Below are 19,889 nucleotides of genomic sequence, written 5' to 3' on the forward strand. Positions count from 1 at the left end.
GGTGGGGGGTGGGGCGGGTGAGGTCGCGAGCAGGCGGCGAGGGTACCCGTGGCGCGGTAGGGAACTCCCGGCTACCCGATCCGGCGTCAAGTGGCTCGCGAGGCGTAGTGCTGCAAGTCTTCGGAGGAAATACTGGCTCCCGGGACAAGTTGGTAGTGCCGCTCGTCGACTACTTTGATGTCGCCGGACTTCACTGTCAATTCAAAGAGGGCGATGCGCTCTTCGGTCATGAACTGTGCCGATACTGCGCGGCAAATCAGGTGCGGAAACTTCTCGGCGCAGCACAGGATATCTTGCTGAGTTTGAACCACGCCGTGCTTGTCGTTACCGCCTTTTGCCTGAACCGGAACTACAAATTGCCGACCATGGCGGTCGAGACCAACGTAGATTTCGTCGATCTCGATTTGTCCGACGTTCTTTACGGTAGTTCTCAAGTGGTTCTGGAGGGAAAAGGCGGTAATACCCAAGAACACGTCGACCAAACGGTTATACCGCACCTTGGCCAGTAGGGCCTGTTCGTCGCTCAATGCGTAGGCGGCGATGATTTCGGGCGTCGCGTCGGGAACTTTGATCGTGAGCAGTTCCTCACGCGGGACGATTCGATTCAGTCGTACCTGCTTGAATCGATAGCGTGCTCGCCCGGCGCCTTCAATGATCCATTCGAGGTCTTTTGCGGCAGTTTTGCGGATAGCTTCAGGTAATTCGCATCGGTAACGGAACGAGTAAATCACGTCGCCGACGTTCTTCGGCAGCGTGATCGTCAAGGATGCTGCGATAGCGACGAACTCGTCGCGAGTGAACTCAAACTCGGTTACGTTCCGGGCGTAATGGTCGCGAAATACCCGCTCGATAATGGCTCGGTATCGATTCGGTTGCCGTTCTGCGGTATGTTCGTCAGACATGTGCCTCGTTCCAAAAATCTTGTTGGTTTGGATTCGCGCCGCGGGCGCGTTGTGCGATGGTGTTTCGCGGCACACGGAAATGATGAGCCGCATCTCCCATATCGAAAGTCAGTAGGTCGGAAGCGCCAAGAGGAACGACTTGCCGTGGTTTTCGTGGTTTGACACCAAGCGCCTTGGTAATCTCGCTCGCGATGGCACGAGCTAACAACGGCGGGACGCTGTTGCCGATCTGGCGGAAACCATGCCACTTTGTCGAATGGAACCGGAACCAATCGGGGTAGGAATGCAAACGAGCGGCCTCGCGTACAGTTACGACGCGAGGAAGGTATGGGTGAATCGGGCGGGGCGAGGTGAACGCTCCACGTGCGCTGTCGGTGCCTGCGCGTAGGGTATTGCACAGACCGTCGGGCGGGAGCTTGCGGAAGCGACTAATGGGCTCGGTCTGGCCGTGTTCGGTTGCCATAAAGCGACTCTTGGAAAGCTCGGTATGCTCGGTGCGAAGGCTTGAGGTGAGCGCGTTTGGGTCGAATTCGCGCCTGTAACCGTAGTCCGTTGGGTCGCGTTCAAGGCCCCTTAGTCGGAGGGCGTAGGGTGCCGTGGTGGTCCAGGCTATTTGAATCGAATCGCTCGTGTTCAATTCGTCGAATCCATCGGCATCCGGTAAGTCCCCAATCGCCTCCCAAACGGTTGTTCGCGATTCGATTCCCGTCGGATATTTCGGCAAGGTTAAACCGCGCCGTGCGCCGACAACGAACAAGCGCTTGCGGTCTTGTGGTACGCCAAAATCGGCGGCGTTGAGTACTTGATATGGAGATACCACGTCGTAACCGGCGCCACCTAATGCTGCTATCAGCTCATTCAAGAATGCGACGTGTTTGCCAAGCGTTAGCCCCTTCACGTTTTCGAATACGAAATACTTCGGCTGCAACTCGGCCACGATGCGGACATAGTGGAGAACGAGCTGGTTCCGTGGGTCGTCGAAGGCGCGCTTACCAATTAGCGAGAAGCCTTGGCATGGAGCACCACCAAATACGACGTCGATTTCAACGTCCCCGAGATTGGCTCTGCGGCGGATGTCGTCGCCGCCAACGTCTACTACGCTCGCGCAGATCGTTTTCGCGTATGGGAAATTGTGTTCGTGAGTCGCACAATGGATGGGGTCTATTTCTACCGCGGCCGCGATGTCGAATCCTGCCTGCTCGAAACCGAGCGACAATCCGCCCGCACCGGCAAATAAGTCGATTCCGATTGGGCGTCGTTTAGTCGAATTCGAGAAAGTCATATAGTTTGTTCGCCAAGGCTTCGATGGTCTTCAGTTCGCACTGCCAGACGGTAAGAACGGTCCAACCGCTGGCTTCCAATAGGGCAACGTTTCTTCGATCTCTGGTACGGTTGTTCTCGATCTTGGTTCGCCAGAAATTCACCCTCGTTTTCGGTAGATGTGCATATCGGCAGCCTGTGTGACCATGCCAGAAACACCCATTGACAAAAACTATTTTACGTCGGCCCGCAAACACTAAATCTGGCTTTCCGGGCAATCGCTTGTCGTGCAATCGATAGCGATACCCCATGCCGAAAATTAGCCGCCGCACAGTCAACTCAGGCGTGGTGTCCTTCGATTTGACGTGGCTCATAAGCCAGCCGCGATGTTCAGGACTCAGTCTATCCACACCGCCATCTTACCTTGCCGGGAACCGGCTGCGCCCTTGACGCCCAACGATCCGCGTTTACCGCGCGCACCTGGACGAAGATTGAAGCCATGATTGCCTCCCGCGCAAGATAAACCAGGTTCGACCGACCCGCCTGTGGAGGCAGTCACGATAGGGTTTGAAAGCGGTGGCCCCTTGCCGCAGCCGTGCCAGTGCAATGCCCAATCCGCCATGGTCGAATCTCCCAGCGGTCAAAACCGTCGCCGCGTCCAGGCATTGTCCAGCACCCTCGCAGCCTATGCGCTGTCCTTCTTTCAGCGCGTTGCACCAACCGGGACTGCAAGCGCCGCCGAATTGTTCGCAGCTGTTTGAGCCTGTCCGGTGGCCTCGCTAAACCGTATCAGACTGCACCCGCTTTCCTTGGCCTTGTACATCGCTGCATCGGCCCAGCGCAGAAAATCTTCCTGCGTGCCTTCACTGTCGATGAAGACCACAACGCCGATGCTGGCGCTGCACCGGTGCTCGACCGTGTCAATGGCCTTGTCATCGTGTTTGACCGGTAGAAGATAGGGCGCGGACAAGGCATTCTGGATTTTCCTGGCGATGAAGCCGGCCTGGATCGTGGATTCGGCCTTGTCCTTGCTCAAGTCACCCACCACAACCACAAACTCATCGCCGCCCAGACGCGCCACGGTGTCTATTTCGCGGACGCAGTTCCGCAGTCGATGGGCCACCTCAACAAGGAGCAAATCGCCGGCGCCATGGCCATGCGTGTCGTTGAGGGATTTGAAGTTGTCCAAATCCAGGAACATCAGCGCGCCATGGTAGCCACTGCGCTTGGTCGCGGCAATCGATTGGCCCAGATGCTCGTACAGCAGGCGACGGTTGGGCAGCTTGGTGAGCGGGTCGTAGAAGGCCAGTTGGCGCACTTCCTCTTCTAGTTGCTTGCGCTCGGTGATGTCGAGGTAGGCGGTGACAAAACCGCCGCCGGGAACCGGCTCGCCATAGATCTCAAGCACTCTACCGTTGGGGCGCTGGCGTTCGAACTTGTGCGCCTCGAATTTCCTGGCGCGTTCGACGCGGGTTGCCACCTGCGACTCGATATCGCCGGGACCGTACTCACCGCGCTGCGCGTTGAAGCGCATGATGTCTTCCAGGTTCAGATCGGGTTTCTCGAACAGCGCGTCGGGAAATTCCAGCATCTGCTTGAACTGCTTGTTGTAGGCCGTCAGGCGCAAGTCGGCGTCCATCATGGAGATGCCGCCCGGAAAGTTTTCGATGATGGCGGACATCATGTTGTCGTGTTGCAGCAGTGTTTTTTCCGCCGTCTTGCGTTCGGTGATGTCGATGATCACGCCGATCAGTCCGTGCTCGGTGCCGTCGGCGTCGGTAAAGCGCTTGCCGCTGAGGTGGCCCCAGAACTCGGTCTTGTCGGCGCGCCAATAGAGCCGATCCGCTTCCACCGCCGGAATGTCACTGGCCAGCAACGCCAGCATTTTTTGCCGGGCCACTTCACGCTCCTCCGGGTTGACCAGGGCGACGTACTCAAGCCCCAGCAGGGTTTCCATGGGGTAGCCGAACATCTCGGCCATGCGTTGGTTGGTTTGCGTGACGCGGCCCTGCAGATCGACCAGGAAGATGGCCACGCTGGAGGTATTGAGGACTTGCTTGAACAGTGCCTCACGGCTGGCCAGATCCGAATTGGCCACGGCCAGCGCCTTGGTGCGCTCGGCGACTTCTTCTTCCAGCTTTCCCTGGTGTGCCCTGAGCCGGGTCACCAGCACCGCCACGTAGGCCAGCAACAGGCTGCTGGACAAACCAATCAGCGCCTTCAGTCCAAGCCCCAGCGGGTCGCCCCAACCTTTGACCGGTGCGGCACTTAGGGTCCAGTTGCCGTAGGGCAGTTCCAGCAAGACATTGACCGGCTCGTTCAGCGCAGTGGAAGACGAGGCGGCGATAGTCTGCTTCCTTCCGGTCCGTGGGTGCGCGCGCCAAAGATCGTAATTGAAGCCGCCGTTTTCCAACTGCGGCAGCCGGGCGCCCACCAACGCATCGGGAAAGCGAATCACGACGCAGGTAAAACCCCAAAAGAAAGGTTTGTGATCGGCAGCGTCGAGAAACACTGGCAGCACAGCGATGGCGGCAAAGCCAGCTTGTGCCAGTTGAAGCGGGCCGGCGAGAACCAGGTTGCCAGTGTCTCGCGCCAGGGTGGCCTCCCGTTTCGTCGCCGGGTCGGTCAGCAGATCGAGGCCAACGGCTTTCTCGTTGTCGGCCAGGGGTGCGATGTGGCGGATGATGCCGGCGGGCGCCATGGTCAGGATGGTGGCCGCCGGGTAATGCGGCAGCAGGTTGCGGGCCACTGCATCAAAATCGGGCAGGCTGCCATGACCATGACGTACCAATGCCGCCAGGGCATAGGTCGCAGACAGGGATTGTTGAATGTTCTGCCGTAGTGCTTGCGCATGGCCACTGACCCGGTTCAAGGCTTCGGCTCTCTCAAATTCCCGCCGATGTTGTTCCTGGTTCCAGATGACGGTCGCCGCCACAACCATGCAGAGCAGAAAGACGCACAAGCCTATCAGCCGCGCCATGGAGGCGCGTAGCGTGAATTTTGTTGAGGGCGGAGTCATCTCGGCGCGGACGGTTGCTTGATTATTGCGCGAAACACCAGCGGATTCGCGTACTGTCGCCGTGTCGGTGCGATACTCGATGCGCCATGGTTGAATCACCCAGCGTTCAGCAGCGTCGCCGCATCCTGGCCTTGTCCAGCGTCGTCGCGGCGTATGCGCTGTCGTTCTTCCAGCGCTTTGCGCCGGCCGGGATTGCCAGCGATCTGGCGGCGGCGTTCAATACCACCGCTTCGTCACTGGGCGCGCTGGCGGCCACTTATTTCTATGTCTACACGCTGATGCAGGTGCCCACCGGCATCCTGGTCGATACCCTGGGGCCGCGCCGCATTCTGCTGATCGGCGGCCTGGTGGGCGGCGCCGGCAGCCTGCTGTTCGGGCTGGCGCCCGGGCTGGAACTGGCGCTGGTGGGGCGCACCCTGATCGGGCTGGGCGTGTCGGTAACCTTCATCGCCATGCTCAAGATCATCGCCCAGTCGTTCGAGGAACGGCGCTTCGCCACACTGATGGGACTGGCCATGCTGATTGGCAATCTGGGTTCGGTGCTGGCCGGCGCGCCGCTGTCGTGGCTGGCGCAGGTCACCAGTTGGCGCGGCATTTTTGTCGCCCTGGCGGCGGTCTCCGTGTTGCTGGGCGGCGCTTGCTGGCTGCTGGTGCGCGAGCGCCCGGCCGTGGCCGGCAAAGCGGAGCCCAAGCCGCAGTTCGACCGCGCGCTGGTGCTCTCCGGACTGCGCTCGGTGCTGAAGAACCGCGACACCTGGCCCACCGTGTGCGTCAATTTCGGTCTGTGCGGCAGTTTCTTCGCTTTCGCCGGCTTGTGGGCGGCGCCGTTTCTGATGCAGGCACGCGGCCTGACGCGCGACGTGGCGGCCAATCACGTCAGTCTGTATTTCGTCGGTTTCGCGTTGGGCTGCGTGCTCATGGGCGCGCTGTCGGACCGCCTGGGCAAACGCAAGCCGGTGCTGATCGTCAGCAGCCATCTGTACCTTTTGTGCTGGCTGCTGTTGCTCACCAGCCTGCGGTTGCCGCTGACGGCAAGCTATTGCCTGTTCACCGCGATGGGCCTGGTCACGGCCGGCTTCATACTGACCTGGGCTTGCGCCAAGGAAGTCAACGCGCCGCAACTCTCGGGCATGTCCACCAGTGTCACCAACATGGCCGGCTTTCTGGCCGGTGCCGTGCTGCAGCCGCTGGTCGGTTGGGTGATGGACCGGGCCTGGCAGGGCGGCCGCACCAGCAGCGGTGCGCGTCTGTTCAGCCCGGAGGATTACCAGGCCGGTCTGCTGCTGCTGGTGGCAGTGGCGGCGTTCGGCACCATCTCAACATGGTGGATTCGCGAAACCGGTTGCCGCAATATCTGGAAGCCGCCGGTGTAGCAGCCTTGGGGTTCGCGCTCAAGCAAATACCAGCATCAGATGCCCGACGGGACGGGCTGTTGGCTTGACTTTGATTTCGATGTCGTAGCCCAGCCGGTTCAAACAGTCCATCAGTTTTCGTTCCGACAAGTTGGCAAAGTCGCCACGCAGCATGGCCGAAACCTTGGGTTGAGGAATACCCATGCGTTGAGCCGCCGCCTGTTGTGTCAGGCCGAGCTGGCGTATCGCCTTCGTGATCTCGATGACCAGACCCGATTTGATTTTGAGCTTGTCGGCGTTGGGCAGTTCCAGGTCGGCAAAAACATTGCCAGACCCGATTTCAACCTCGACGCCGTTAACGTTGCGTTTTTTCATCTCTCAATTCCTTTGCCAGGGCCTCGGCTACCTTCAGCCGTGTGCGAATAACATTCATATCTTCCTGCGGCGTCTCGATTCCGCGCTTGCTCTTTTTACTGAAACAGTGCAAAACAAACACGGCCTCAACAAACTTCACCGTGTAGACCGCCCGGTAGGTGCCATCCTGGTCGCTTTCCACAAGCTCCAGCACGCCGGCGCCACCGAAACCCTTGAGTACCTTTGCCGCGTCATGTTTTTCGCCACGCTGCGCGAAGTCCAGGGCATGGCCGAAGAATTTGCGCACCTCCACCGGCAACGCCATCAAGTCCTTCTTGCTGCTACCTATCCATCCCAGTGGCTTGTCTTTATCGAGCATGCCCGACTATACCCGAACAGATATATTTTGTCAGATGTTGTTGCACGGGACGCCGGGCTATGAACAGCGTCAGTGCTTGAGCCGCAAGATAGGTCAGCCGCGGGCCTGGGCTTTGGCGTGCAGTTGCGCGTCGGGGTTGACGGCGATGGCGCGCTCCACGGCCTTGAGCAAGGGCAGATCTTGATCGAATCGCTGTAGGCGGTGCCGCCGAAAGCTTCAGGTATCACGACAGGGTTGCAGGGCCGTACAACTGGTATCCGACCACCACCGCGTTGTAAATGGCATGGGTCAACATGGGCGCCATCAAGGCTTTGGTGCGCTCGTAAGCCAGGGCGGTGCAAATGCCCAGTGCAAAGACCGGCAGGATGGCCATTGGCGGATGCACCACCGCGAATATCGCGGCGCTGGCAACCACCGCCGGAAGGATGCCGACGGAGCGCCGCATGCCGCCAAAAATGAGGCCCCGAAAAATGAACTCCTCGAAGATCGGCGCCGCCACGATGGTTAAGGGAAGCAACCACGCGGCAAGCGACGGGTCCCTGGTATTGCGCATGGGCGGAAGATCAAGCACGCCGAAGCGCTGGACCGCCCAGACATAAGCAACGCCGACCAGCGCTGCGATGGCACCCGCATAAATTCCGGCGCTCCAGGGCGAATGCTGCGCGCCCTTGAGCATCGTGGGAACCTGGGTGGTCTTGCTGCGCCAATAGACCAGGCGAACCAACAGATAGGTCAGCGCGCCCGAGCCGCAAAAAGAGATCAGCACACTGGGCCCGCCGACCTTGTGCTTGGTGATAACCCCCAGCAGGACCACGATCATGATCTGGACGACAAAGAACATCATGGCGGCGATCAGGCCGTCCGAGGTCGAGACGCGGGCTGGCGGTGCCGCCGCAGGGTCCAGCAGAAACGGCAATTGATCCGCCGCCTTCTGCCACAAGGCCAGTGCCAGCAGGATGGCGAGGACCACAAAGACCAGCGATTGCCACCAGACCGCCGCTGCGATGGCATAGATGTACATGCCCGACAGAAGCATGAACAGGTACAGGTAGCTGGGGCGCACCTTGGCCCCCTGTTCCTGGGCCAGAGGATTGCTGGCAAACACTCCCAGCGCCACCGCGATGACGGCATAGATAGCGACGCCCAGCAGCGCCAGCGCCGAGTACCACAGGTAGCGCAACGCAGAGTCAGCGTTGAAAAATGCGCCGGCGAGCAGGATCAGACCCGGATAGGCCAGCGCCAGCACCGCCCAGAGTTGGGCTTTCTCCTTGAGAACGCTGGCAATGCTGCGCGGAAAAGAAAACAACAGCCACAGGGCCGCGCCTTCGGTGTTCAGGTTTTGAAAGGCGGAGAGCATCAGCATGTAGGCGGCGATGCCGAACGCCACCGAAGCCGTGGTCGACGTGCTGCTCCAGATGTAGGCCAGCGAGTCCAGCCGGCCGTTCATGGCGATCTGCCCGCCGACGATGACAAGGGGCAACAGCAAGGTCTGAACCATGAAATTGCGGTCGCGACCCAGCAGCGTCAACTCGCGTCGCTGCACCGCCGATTTGAGACGCCAACCGCGCCGGCTTGATGCTGGCGCGGAGGCACTTGGCGCATGGCGCGCGCTTTCCCGCGATCCGCTAGCCACCAAGCCGTGGCGCAACTGGTGGCGCAGCCAGCGCACGCCCAGGCTCAGGAGCAAAAACAGTTGGGCGGCGAGCAGCAGGCCGTACCCTAAAGTGGCGCCAAACTCTTGCGCGTTGAGGCTGCGCACCAGCAAGCCTGGCGCCAGCCAGGTGGCCCATTCAGGGAAAACACTCGCCAACTCCATGCCGTAGCCGCCTTGACTGGACCCCACCGACAAGGCCAGGTAGAGCCCCAACATGCCAAGCACCGACATCACGGCTTGCAGGTTGCGCAGTTGCGGCGGCGACAGTGTCAAGCGAAACCCGACATCGACCATGGACCGTCCCAGGGCCGCCATCAGCAGCAAGGGAATCATGGCCACGGCGCCTGCCAGCAAGGACCACCAGCCGTAGCCGGAGTACCAAGCGATCATTCCACACAGGGGCCAGAACGCGATCAGTCCGAAGGCACTGCTGGCACTGCGCTCCACGATCCGGCCCCATAGCAAGGTGTCGATGCGGATAGGCAGCGTTACCAGCCATTCCATGTCCCAATCCGCTTTGGCCAGTTCCCTGGCACCGATATCGGAAAAAATGCTGACGCACAACAGCAGCGACAACATCATGGTCAGTCCGGTCGTCAGCGCCGGACTGAAGGCGCCGGGCGTCAAGTTTGAAACATGAAGGTGGGTGTTGCGGGTGTCGGCTGGGTCCGCCGCGCGTTCCTGCTGAAGCAGCGGCGCATCCAGCTGCGTGTGCAGGTTAAGCACGCCTTGGCGCGCCATGGTGGCAAACGAAAACAGCATCATCAGCAGCACCAGGACGGCGACCAGCGGCCCGGTCTTCGATTTGGTGGCGCTTCCCTGCCGGCCCTTGCCCTTTCGAAACGCCGAAAAGCGCATTTGTGTTCCGGTGATATTGAGCAGCCTGACCAGGCGTAGCCGGGTCAGGAGCCAGAACATCCTGGCCGCACCGGGGGCGGCGTTCATGTGGCCGCCCCGGAGGCACCGTCAGCGCTGGAGTTGGATTGTGCGGTGATTTGCAGGAAGGCGTCTTCGAGCGTGCCGTCGTTGCCCTCGGAAAATTTCTGTTTGATCTGTTCCGGGGTGCCCGAGGCGGCCAACTGGCCGCGGTGGATGATGCCGATGCGACTGCACAAGCGTTCCGCCATGTCCAGCAAGTGGGTGGAGACGAAGATCGTCCGGCCTTGTGCTGCGATGTCGCGCAATCGGTCCTGCACGTCCCGTGAGGCGCGGGGATCGAGTCCGTTGATGGGCTCATCCAGAATCAACACCTGCGGCTCATGAATCATGGCACAGGCCAGCCCGAGCTTCTTCTTCATGCCCATGGAGTAATTGACCGCATACTCCTGCGCCTCTTCGGTCAGTCCAAATTCTTCCAGCATGCGGTCGGCGCGGGCGATGGCGTCGCGGCGCGACCAGCCGTGCATCTCGGCGACAAATTGCAGGATTTCCCGTCCCCGCAGGTAGTCGTAGAAGATCGGATTGTCAGGCAGGTAGCCGACCCGGAGCTGCACCTGCGCGCGATCCACATGGCAATCGATGCCGTCGATCGTGACCGTGCCGCTGCTGGGCACCAGGATTCCCATCATCATGCGAATGGTGGTGGTCTTGCCGGCGCCGTTGGGGCCCAGGAAGCCAAAGACCTCGCCCTTCTGAACTGTCAGCGACAGATTCTTGACGGCATCGAATTGTCCATACGTCTTGGACAGCGCGTGAAAGTCGATCAAAGAGTGTTCTCCCCGAAACTATTATTTGTATCGGATGATACCCACAAGGACGCCACGCGGTCATCCACTGGATGACAGTTAGCTGCCTTTCCCCGGCGGTCCGCCGCTCACTCAGTGCTTGAGCCGCAAGATGGGCCAGCCGCGGGCCTGGGCCTTGGCGTGCAGTTGCGCGTCGGGGTTGACGGCGATGGCTTGGTGCACGGCCTTGAGCAGCGGCAGGTCGTTGATGGAATCGCTGTAGGCGGTGCTGTCGAAGTCCTTGAAGCGGTGGCCGCAGCCCTTGAGCCAGGCGTGCAGCCGGGTCACCTTGCCTTCGCGCATGTTGAGGGTGCCGGTGGTGCGGCCAGTGAAGCGGCCTTCCTCCATCTGGGGCTCGGTGGCAATCAGGTGCTCGATGCCGAAGTAGATGGCGGTGAGCTCGGTGATGAAGCGGTTGGTGGCGGTGGTCATCACCACCAGGTCGGCGGCGTCCAGGTGGCGGTTCACCAGGTCCAGCGCCGCCGGCCCGATGCGCGGCACGATGGTGGTGGCCAGAAACTCCTGGCGCAGCGGCTCCCAGTCGCGCCGGGTGCGCCCGGCCAGGGTGCCGACGTAGAAGTTGGCGAACTCTTCCAGCCCCACGGTGCCGGCCTGATAGCGCTGGTCCATGTCGGCGTTGCGCGCGGCAAAGCTGGCGTGCTCCAGCACCCCCTGCCTGATCAGGAAGTCGCACCACAAGACATCGCTGTCGCCGTTGAGCAGCGTGTGGTCGAGGTCGAACAGGGTTAGCTTCATCGTTTACCTGGCGCCACTGCGTCCGGTCAGCCGGCGCTCCGCAGATGCCAGGCTTTCGGTCGCGTGAAGGTCTGGATGCCGTAGGTCGACAGGGTCAGGCCGACGCCGGAGTCGCCATGCCCGCTCCAGGGCAGGCGCGGGCTGACGCGGTCGCAGCAGTTCCAGTAGACGCTGCCGGCATTGACCTGCGCCAGCAGGCCTCTGGCGCGCGCCTCGTCAGGCGTGAAGACGCCGGCGGTCAGGCCGTAGCGCGTGTCGTTCATGAGCTTGACGGCCTCGGCGTCGCCGGAGACTTTCTGGATGCCGATGATCGGACCGAAGCTTTCTTCCCGCATCAGTTCCATGCTGTGGTTGACGTTACTGAAGACGGTAGGCGCAAACCAGTTGCCGGGGCCCGGCAGGCGCGTGCCGCCGCACAGCAAGGTGGCGCCCTTGGCCTTGGCGTCGGCCACCTGGGCCTCCAGCACGGCCAGTTGCGGCGCGCGCGTGACGGCACCGATGTAAGTGTCCTCGTTGGTCGGGTCGCCGACCTTGAAGCCGCGCACCGTCTCCAGGAAAGCGGCAACAAAAGCGTCGTGAATCTTCTCGTGTACGTAGATGCGCTCGACCGAGCAGCAGCTCTGTCCGGTGTTGTACATGGCGCCGTCGGCCAGCGACTCGGCGGCGGTTTTGGGGTTGGCGTCTTCGCAGACGTAAGTCGGGTCCTTGCCGCCCAGTTCCAGTTGCAGTTTGACCATGCGCGGGCCTAGCGTCTGGGCAATCCGGGCGCCGGTGGAGTAGGAGCCGGTGAAGAAAAGGCCGTCGATTTTTTGCGCCATCAGTGCGGCGCCGACTTCGCCGCCACCGACGACGGCGATGAAAACATCTTTCGGCACACCGGCCTCGTGCAGCAGGCGTGCCATTGCCAGTCCGGTCAGGGTGGCGTATTCGGACGGCTTGTAGAGCACCGCATTGCCGGTCAGCAGGGCCGGGATATAGACGTTGCCGCCAACGAACCAGGGGTAATTCCAGGCCGAGATGTTGACCACCACGCCCAGCGGTATGTGCTGGATCTGCTCGGTCATGCCGCCCTCGGCGAAGACGGTTTCGGTGACCAGTTGCGCGTCCACCTCTTTCAGGAAGAAGTCGATGCGCCCCAGCAAGCCGTTGAGCTCGTTGCGCGACATCTTGATTGGCTTGCCGGTCTCGCTGGTCATGATGGCGGCCAGCGACTCCAGCTGGGCCACCACGGCAGCGCGAAAGCGAACGATGCATTCCTTGCGCTGGGCCAATGGCACTGCCAGCCAGCCGGGTTGCGCGGCGCGCGCCTGGGCCGTCTTGGCGGCGACCGAGCCGGCATCGTCGGCCGGCACCTGGCTGATCAGGGCCGCCGTCGCGGGGTTGTAGATCGATAGTTGGTTCATCAGGTAAGTCCTTTTTTCGTTTTGGCGGCCTGCGCCGCATTTAAAAAATCGGTCAGCAGGGGCGTGTCGTCCAGCGTGCCCAGCTCCGGTTTGTGGAACTCGGGATGCCACTGCACGGCCGCCACATAAGCCGGCCCGCTATGGCGGATGGCCTCGATCACGCCGTCGTCCGGGCAGCGCGCCTCCACCACGAAGCCGCTCGCCAGGTCCTTGATGCCCTGGTGATGAATGCTGTTGACCTTGCAGCTCTGGGCATCCGCCAACAGGGTTTGCAGCCGCGTGTTGGGCACGATTTCAAGCTGGTGAAAGTTGTGGTCGTAACGGTCCGCGTCGCGGTGCACCAGGGCCTCCGGTTGTTGCGTGGAAATGTCCTGCAACAAGGTGCCGCCAAAAGCCACGTTGATCAGTTGCAGGCCGCGGCAGACGCCGAACACCGGTTTGCCGGCGGCCACAAAAGCTTTCACCAGCGCCTGCTCGTACTCGTCGCGCAGGCGGTCGCCGCTCCAGCGCTCCTGCAGCGGCGTTTCGCCGTAGCTGCCGGGCCAGACATCGGCGCCGCCGTGCAACACCAGGCCATCGAGCCACTGCGCGTAGTCGTCGAAATGGACTTCGCCGCGCGCCGTCTCGCCGGCCGGCGACGGAATCATGACCGGCAGCGCGCCGGTCGACATGACCCAGTGCGCCATCGACTGCTCAATGTATTGCAGCGTCTTCTTGGCGAATACCGTGCGCGTCGGGTCCGGGTGCAAGAAGCAGGCGCTGATGCCGATTTTCAGGCGTTGAGGTGAGGACGTCATGACATCGCCTTCAAGGTCATGGAATTTTCCGACGGGCCGCCCCTAGGAAAATTAGCCCCCATGGGGGGCAGCGCAGCACACGAAGTGGCAAGCGTGGGGGTCATATCACATCGCTGCCTTGAACAGCGCATCGAAGTCGGCCGCCGTGCAGGGCCGCGGATTGGTCTGGTGGCAGATGTCGGCGGTGGCAATCTGCACCAGACGCGGCAGCTGTTCCGGCTTGACGCCATGCGCGGCCAGGCCGCCCGTGATGCCCACGCTGGCTTTAAGTTGTTTCAGCCAGGGCACGAAGGCCTTGCCGCCGCCCGCCACCTTGCAGACATGGGCCAGTTCGTCGAACTTGGCCGGCACTGCCTCGAAATTCCAGGCCATCACGGTGTCAATCATCAGTGCGTTGGCCAGACCATGGTGCAGGTCGCACACGGCACCCAGCGCATGGGCGCAGGAGTGCACCGCGCCCAGGTCTTTCTGGAATGCGATGGCGCCCATCATGGAGGACATCATCATGTCGCTTCTGGCCTGCAGATTGCCCGGCTCCTTGACCGCGCTGAGCAGCGCCGCGGCGGCAATGCGCGTGCCCTCCAGCGCGATGCCGTCGCACAGCGGGTGGTAGGCCGGCGACAGGTAGCTCTCGATGTTGTGCGTCAGCGCGTCCATGCCGGTGGCGGCGGTCACGGCAGTGGGCAGGCCCAGCGTCAATTCGGGATCGGCGAACACCACCTTGGCCAGGATCTTGGGGCTGAACACGACGCGCTTCAAATGCGTGTCGTTTTCGCTCACCACGCTGGAGCGGCCCACTTCGGAGCCGGTGCCGGAGGTGGTCGGCAAGGCGACGAAATAAGGCAGTTCGCCCGCGATCGGGCGCACTTGCGGGTGGTCCCAGACGTATTCCAGGATGTCACCCGGGTGCGTGGCGGCAATGCCCACCACCTTGGCCACGTCCAGCGCCGCGCCGCCGCCAAAGCCGATGATGCAGTCGGCTTTGTGCGCCTTGTAGGCCGCGCCGCCGTCCATCACCTGGCTGCAGGTCGGGTTGCCGAAGACGCCGGCGAAGACGGCGACGTCCAGTCCGGCCAGATGGCTCTTGAACTCGGCCAGCACCGGCAGCGCGGCGAGCGCCCGGTCGGTCACGATCAGCGGCCGCTTGAAGCCGAGTTCCAGCAGATGGGCGGCCACCAGCTTGCGCGCGCCGGCGCCGAATTTGATCGGAGTGGGGAAGGAAAAAGAGGTAATGCTCATAGTGGACTCAGTTGAAGGTACATATGTGTTTTATCGAAGGCGTGATTGTCGACCTTGATGGCACCGGGTTCAATGCCAAATGGCACAAAACCGGCACGCCGGTACAGTTTTCCTGCATGTTGATTGACGCTGGTAAAGGTCAGCACCAGCAGTTCGATGCCGCTGGCGCGGGCTTCGGCGATCAATGCCGTCAGCAAGGCTTGCGCCACACCCTGTCTGGCATGCTCGGACGGCACGTACATGCCCACCACGGTGGCTTTGTGGCGGTTCTTGATGCGCGTCTCCCGGTCCAGTCCGACCGTGCCTATCAGTCTTGCGTCCGGTCCCTCGGAAAACGCACCCCAGAACTTGGCGTCGGGGGCGCCACTCAGGCGCTGCTGTGCCGCCGCCAGCGGTTTCTGCGATTCGGTTTCGTAGTCCGAGGTGAAGGCTTCCGGGTGCTCGCGAAAAGCGCGCAGCCGCAATTCGCGGTAGGCCAGCGCATCGCTGGCAGCCAGACGCCGGATTTGCATCTCAGATGATCTCGAAATAGCGCTTCATTTCCCAGTCGGTGACGCCGTCCAGCCACTGGCGCCACTCCCAGTCGCGGGTGGCGGCGAAATGGTCGACGAAGCCGTCGCCCAACCAGTCGCGCGCGATGCGCGACTGCTGGAAGATGCGCGTGGTTTCGATCAAGGTGCGCGGCGCGCGCGCAATGTGCTCGGCGCCGACGTTGGTGCCGGTGATGGCCGGCGTGGTCAGCTTCAAGCCCTTCTCGACGCCGTCCAGGCCGGCCGCAATCACCGCCGCCATCGCCAGATAGGGGTTGACGTCGGCGCCGGGGCAGCGCGTCTCCAGCCGGGTCGCCTTGGGGCTGCCGGCAATCACCCGGAAACTGGCGGTCCGGTTGTCTATGCCCCAGGTCGGTTTGACCGGTGCCCAGAAGCCGTCCACCAGGCGCTTGTAGCTGTTGATGGTGGGCCAGATCATGGGCGCGAAGTCCATCATGCAGGCGATCTGGCCGGCCAGATAGCTCTCGAACAGCTTGCTCATCTTGCGCGGATTCTTGGCGTCATAGAAGAGATTGGTTTTGCCGTCCGACAGGCTCTGGTGGATATGCCCGCTGCAACCGGGCAGCTTTTGATTTGGCTTGGCCATGAAGCTGGGCATGATGCCGAAGCCGGCGCCTATCTCCTTGGTGCCGGTCTTGAACAGGATGGCCCGGTCGGCCTGCTCCAGCGCCTCGCTGAAACCGATCGCCGCCTCGTAGACGCCAGGGCCGGTTTCGGTGTGCAGGCCCTCGATCGGCACGCCGAAGGCCAGCATCTGATCCATGATGGCGTTGAAAAACTCCTGGTTCTGGTTCATGCGCAACAGCGAGTAACCAAACATGCCGGGCGTCAGCTGGGTCGGCGCCACGCCTTGCTTGGCGGCCCAACTCTGTGGCGTTTCCAGAAAGTTGAACCACTCGAACTCCATGCCGGTCATGACCGTAAAGCCCATTTTTTCGGCGCGCCTGAGCACGCGCTTCAAGGTCTGGCGCGGGCACTGGGCGTGCGCCGTGCCATCGGCGTTGACGAACTCGCCCAGGAAGAAGGGCACGTCGTTATCCCATGGCACATAGCGCGCGGTGTTGAAGTCGAGCCGCGCCAACGCATCGGGAAAGCCGTGCTGCCAGCCGGTGGCGGTGGTGTTGTCGTAGGTGTTGTCCATCATGTCCCAGCCCAGCACCACGTCGCAAAAGCCGAAGCCGCCCGCCGGATAGGGTTCCGCCGCACCGAGGAATTTGTCGCGGTGCAGGTACTTGCCGCGCAGGATGCCGTCGATGTCGCTGACCGCCACCTTGACCTTGGGCGCCAGCGACCTTTGAATGGCCTGCACTGCCGGGTGCAGGGTGCCTATCGTCTTTGCTTTGCTTGTCACTTTTCAATCTCCTTGCTTGTGTTCCTGAATGTCCTGCCCTCAGGCCGGTGCACCGGACGCAATACCCATGTCTAGCAGGGCCAGCGCCATGGCGTGTACCGCCTGCTCGATCTCGAACGAGGCAATCGCGCCAATGCAGCCGACGCGGAAGGTTTCCAGCTGCGTCAGCTTGCCGGGGTAGAGGATGAAACCCCGGGTCCGGGCTGCCGCATAAAAAGTCTTGAAGTCGTATTTCGGGTCGGCTGGGGCATGAAAGGTGACGATGATGGGGGCCTGGATCGCCGGGTCCAGAAACGGTTTGAAGCCCAGTCTTGCCATGCCCGAAATCAGTGTCTGGTAGTTGCCGGTGTAGCGCGCCAGGCGGGCCGGCTGGCCGCCCTCTTGCTCGAACTGCGCGATCGCCTCGTGCAAGGCCACCACCACGTGCGTCGGCGGCGTGAAACGCCATTGCGTGGTTCTCTCCATGTAGACGTACTGGTCGTGCAAGTCCATGGCCAGCGACTGGCTGCGCCCGGCGCAAGCGTCCAGCACCGCTTTGCGGATGAACACAAAACCCATGCCCGGCACACCTTCCAGGCACTTGCCGCTGGCCGCTACCAGGGCATCAAAGCGGGTCTTGCGGGCATCAATTTCAAGGGCGCCAAAGGAACTCATGGCGTCGACGATCAAGCCCTTGTCATGCGTCGCGCAGACGTCGGCCACCGCTTGCAGGGGATTAAGCACGCCGGCGCCGGTCTCGCAGTGGATCAGCACCACGTGCGTGATGGACGGGTCGTATTTCAACTGCTGCGTCAGGACGGCCGGATCGACTTGAACTGCATCGTCGAAACCCAGCACGCTACAGCGCCGCCCCATCAGTGTCGTCAGCTTCGCGGCGCGCTTGCAGTAAGCGCCGTTGTCCAGCACCAGCACGTGGCCATCGTGCGGCACCAGGGTCGCCACCGCCGCCTCGACGCTGAAGGTGCCGCTGCCTTGCAGGGGCACCACCACGTGGCTGTCCTGGCCGTGCAGAATCGCCAGCAGGCTCTTGCGCACGCTGGCCGTGACGGCGTTGAAGTCGGCGTCCCAGGAACCCCAGTCCTTGAGCATCGCCAGCTTGGTGCGCAGCGTGGTGGTCAGCGGCCCGGGGGTCAACAGGATTTTGTCGCGGTCCATTGCATTACATCCTTCAATTATTGAGGGTTCCGAAATTTACGAGACCGTTGTAGCCATGCCTGCCCGATGCAGATTGCTTTCGCGAGTCCAAGTCCAAGCCCAAGTCTCAAGCGTCGGTGGTTTGCGCTGCTCGCACACCAACCCTGCTTGCAGGATCTTGCTGGTGGGGCGCTCAGCGCAGCGGCATAAAGGAGGAGGCCGAAGGCCGGGGGACAGCCGCGGAGCTGAGTGCCCCGGCAGCAAGATCCACTCACGGCATGTTGAACGCAAGGGGGCCTCATCTCCCTCTCCAGGCTTGGGTACGCCGGTTGGTCCACCAGGCCAGCGCCATGAACAGCAGCGTTGCGATCGAGGAGGACAGCGCAATCAGCACTGCCATGGCCGCCGCCGCGCCCATCTCGCCGGCCTCGTCCAGGTTCAGGATCGCAATGGAGGCCACCTTGGTCTCGGGCGAATACAGGAACACCACCGCTGAAATAGTCGTCATGGCGTTGATGAAGAAGTAGCGTGCCATGTCGATCAGGGCCGGCGCGCAGACCGGCAGCGTGACGCGCCAGAAGGTTTTGTAGAACGGTACTTTCAGCGAAGCGCTGACGGCCTCGAACTCGCCGTCCAGCGCCTTCAGCGCCGTCACCGCGGTCAGGTGGCCGGTGGTGTAGAAATGGACGATGGTGCACAGGGTCAGCAAGGTCAGGCTGTGGTACAGGGCGTTCAAGGGGTTGTCCGCCGCATTGAAGAAGAAGATGTAGCCCAGGCCCAGCACCAGGCCCGGCACCGCCATCGGTAGCATGGCCAGCAGCCGCACCAGGGCGTGCAGGGTTTCCATGCCCTTGGTTTTTTCCAGCAGGTAGGCGCCGGTGAATACCAGCAGGGTGCCGAACAGCGCCGTCCCGGCCGCCATCTTGAGGCTGTTGAAGAAGGCCACGCCGACCTCGGCATCGAGCAGGCCCAACTGGTAATGACGCCAGCTGGGCGTCAGGTTGTAGGGCCAGAACGAGGCAAAAGAGGCGAACACCGCCATCCCTAACATGGCCAGTACCAGGGCAGCGATGATGGCGCAGTAAAGGGTCATCAGCCGGTCGTAAGCCGGTGCCGCCTTGGGCGAGTAAGGCACGGCGCGCGCCGTCAGCATGGCGGTCTGGCGCCGGCTGACATAGTGGTCCACGCCGAAGGTCAGTATGGCCGGTGCCAGCAGCAGGATCGCCACCACTGCGCCCCTGGAAAAATTCTGTTGGCCGATGACCAGCTTGAAGACGTCGGTGGCCAGCACATTGAAGTTGCCGCCAATCACCTTGGGAATGCCGAAATCGGTCATGACCAGGGTGAAAGTGACCAGCGCGGCCGAGATCAGGCCGTACTTGGCGCCGGGCAGGGTGATGGTGAAAAACTTGCGCCGCAGCGTCGTGCCCATGGCGTCGGCGGCTTCGTACAAGCGCGCATCGGACAGGCTCAAGGCGGTCACCAGAATCATCAGCGTGTGCGGGAAAACGGCCAGGCACTCGGCCAGCACAATGCCCGGCGCGCCGTAGATCTGGTCGATGCCAACGTCCTGCATCCAGTCCTTCAGCACGCCCTGATTGCCGAACCAGTAGATCAGGGAAATGGCGGACAGCAGGGAGGGCGCCAGCAAGGGGATCAGGGTAATGCCGCGGAACAAGGCCTTGAAGGGCATGCAGGAGCGCGTCAAGGCATAGGCAAAGGTAAAAGCCAGGGGCAGCACGATCAGTGTCACCGCGCCCGAGACCCAGACGCTGTTCCACAGGCTGCCCAGCAAGGCCGGCGTTTTGGCGTAGGCCACAAAGTTGTCGAACCAGACGAATTCGCCCTCCCGGCCTTGCAGCGCCTGCAACAGGATGGAGAGCAGCGGCGCGGCCAGGAAGGCGATCAGGATCAGGGCGATCAGCGCAATGAAAACATGGGCCAGCCGATCGACCCAGTGTTGCTTGAGTTTCACGGGGCGAGCCGCCGATGACCGGGACAGTACAGCTGACAT

General features: G+C 62.0%; 17 protein-coding genes. 1 reads left to right on the forward strand and 16 read right to left on the reverse strand.

Annotated features, from left to right (window positions below; genetic code table 11):
* Positions 1–86: 86 nt before the first annotated feature.
* From PHS32_RS05440 to PHS32_RS05455, 4 genes are all read right to left on the reverse strand, one after another.
* Positions 87–902 carry a hypothetical protein gene (locus PHS32_RS05440; RefSeq protein ID WP_301077860.1) on the reverse strand — a complete coding sequence of 272 codons (816 nt, stop codon included), beginning with the start codon at positions 900–902 and terminating at the stop codon, positions 87–89.
* Positions 895–2,184: a DNA cytosine methyltransferase gene (locus PHS32_RS05445; protein ID WP_301077861.1), complete on the reverse strand. Its 1,290-nt coding sequence runs from the start codon at positions 2,182–2,184 to the stop codon at positions 895–897. The genes PHS32_RS05440 and PHS32_RS05445 overlap by 8 nt, the downstream gene beginning before the upstream one ends.
* On the reverse strand, positions 2,162–2,572 hold the full coding sequence (locus tag PHS32_RS05450) for a very short patch repair endonuclease (protein WP_301077862.1): 411 nt from the start codon (positions 2,570–2,572) through the stop codon (positions 2,162–2,164). The genes PHS32_RS05445 and PHS32_RS05450 overlap by 23 nt, the downstream gene beginning before the upstream one ends.
* Before the next feature lie 293 nt (positions 2,573–2,865).
* Positions 2,866–5,181 carry a PAS-domain containing protein gene (locus PHS32_RS05455; protein ID WP_301077863.1) on the reverse strand — a complete coding sequence of 772 codons (2,316 nt, stop codon included), beginning with the start codon at positions 5,179–5,181 and terminating at the stop codon, positions 2,866–2,868.
* Between the two features lie 86 nt (positions 5,182–5,267).
* On the opposite strand from PHS32_RS05455, the gene PHS32_RS05460 reads away from it, so the two are divergent.
* On the forward strand, positions 5,268–6,554 hold the full coding sequence (locus PHS32_RS05460; protein ID WP_301077864.1) for an MFS transporter: 1,287 nt from the start codon (positions 5,268–5,270) through the stop codon (positions 6,552–6,554).
* 18 nt (positions 6,555–6,572) lie between these two features.
* On the opposite strand, the gene PHS32_RS05465 is transcribed toward PHS32_RS05460, so the two are convergent.
* From PHS32_RS05465 to PHS32_RS05520, 12 genes are all read right to left on the reverse strand, one after another.
* Positions 6,573–6,908, reverse strand: a complete 336-nt coding sequence (locus tag PHS32_RS05465; protein WP_301077865.1) for a helix-turn-helix transcriptional regulator — start codon at positions 6,906–6,908, stop codon at positions 6,573–6,575.
* The gene (locus tag PHS32_RS05470) at positions 6,889–7,266 is read right to left on the reverse strand and encodes a type II toxin-antitoxin system RelE/ParE family toxin (RefSeq protein ID WP_301077866.1); all 378 of its coding nucleotides are present in this window, start codon (positions 7,264–7,266) and stop codon (positions 6,889–6,891) included. Before PHS32_RS05470 ends, PHS32_RS05465 begins: the two co-directional genes overlap by 20 nt.
* Positions 7,267–7,489: 223 nt before the next feature.
* Positions 7,490–9,865: a CPBP family intramembrane glutamic endopeptidase gene (locus PHS32_RS05475; protein WP_301077867.1), complete on the reverse strand. Its 2,376-nt coding sequence runs from the start codon at positions 9,863–9,865 to the stop codon at positions 7,490–7,492.
* Positions 9,862–10,626, reverse strand: a complete 765-nt coding sequence (locus PHS32_RS05480) for an ABC transporter ATP-binding protein (protein ID WP_301077868.1) — start codon at positions 10,624–10,626, stop codon at positions 9,862–9,864. The genes PHS32_RS05475 and PHS32_RS05480 overlap by 4 nt, the downstream gene beginning before the upstream one ends.
* A gap of 111 nt (positions 10,627–10,737) precedes the next feature.
* Positions 10,738–11,400 (reverse strand): HAD family hydrolase, encoded by a 663-nt coding sequence (locus PHS32_RS05485; RefSeq protein ID WP_301077869.1) that lies wholly within the window; start codon positions 11,398–11,400, stop codon positions 10,738–10,740.
* A gap of 26 nt (positions 11,401–11,426) precedes the next feature.
* Positions 11,427–12,803, reverse strand: coding sequence for an aldehyde dehydrogenase family protein (locus PHS32_RS05490; protein ID WP_301077871.1), 1,377 nt, complete (start codon positions 12,801–12,803; stop codon positions 11,427–11,429).
* Complete coding sequence (locus tag PHS32_RS05495) at positions 12,803–13,600, reverse strand: type 1 glutamine amidotransferase (protein ID WP_301077872.1); 798 nt, start codon at positions 13,598–13,600, stop codon at positions 12,803–12,805. The genes PHS32_RS05490 and PHS32_RS05495 overlap by 1 nt, the downstream gene beginning before the upstream one ends.
* A 105-nt stretch (positions 13,601–13,705) precedes the next feature.
* Positions 13,706–14,839, reverse strand: coding sequence for an iron-containing alcohol dehydrogenase (locus tag PHS32_RS05500; RefSeq protein ID WP_301077873.1), 1,134 nt, complete (start codon positions 14,837–14,839; stop codon positions 13,706–13,708).
* Entirely contained in the window at positions 14,836–15,351 is a 516-nt protein-coding gene (locus PHS32_RS05505; RefSeq protein WP_301077874.1) for a GNAT family N-acetyltransferase, read from the reverse strand. Before PHS32_RS05505 ends, PHS32_RS05500 begins: the two co-directional genes overlap by 4 nt.
* Position 15,352: 1 nt before the next feature.
* The gene (locus tag PHS32_RS05510) at positions 15,353–16,741 is read right to left on the reverse strand and encodes a glutamine synthetase (protein WP_301077875.1); all 1,389 of its coding nucleotides are present in this window, start codon (positions 16,739–16,741) and stop codon (positions 15,353–15,355) included.
* 39 nt (positions 16,742–16,780) lie between these two features.
* Positions 16,781–17,896, reverse strand: coding sequence for a 2-aminoethylphosphonate--pyruvate transaminase (locus tag PHS32_RS05515; RefSeq protein WP_301077876.1), 1,116 nt, complete (start codon positions 17,894–17,896; stop codon positions 16,781–16,783).
* Between the two features lie 277 nt (positions 17,897–18,173).
* Positions 18,174–19,889 carry a putative 2-aminoethylphosphonate ABC transporter permease subunit gene (locus PHS32_RS05520; RefSeq protein ID WP_301077877.1) on the reverse strand — a complete coding sequence of 572 codons (1,716 nt, stop codon included), beginning with the start codon at positions 19,887–19,889 and terminating at the stop codon, positions 18,174–18,176.

The organism is Rhodoferax sp., assembly GCF_028714215.1.
Lineage (GTDB): Bacteria > Pseudomonadota > Gammaproteobacteria > Burkholderiales > Burkholderiaceae_C > Rhodoferax.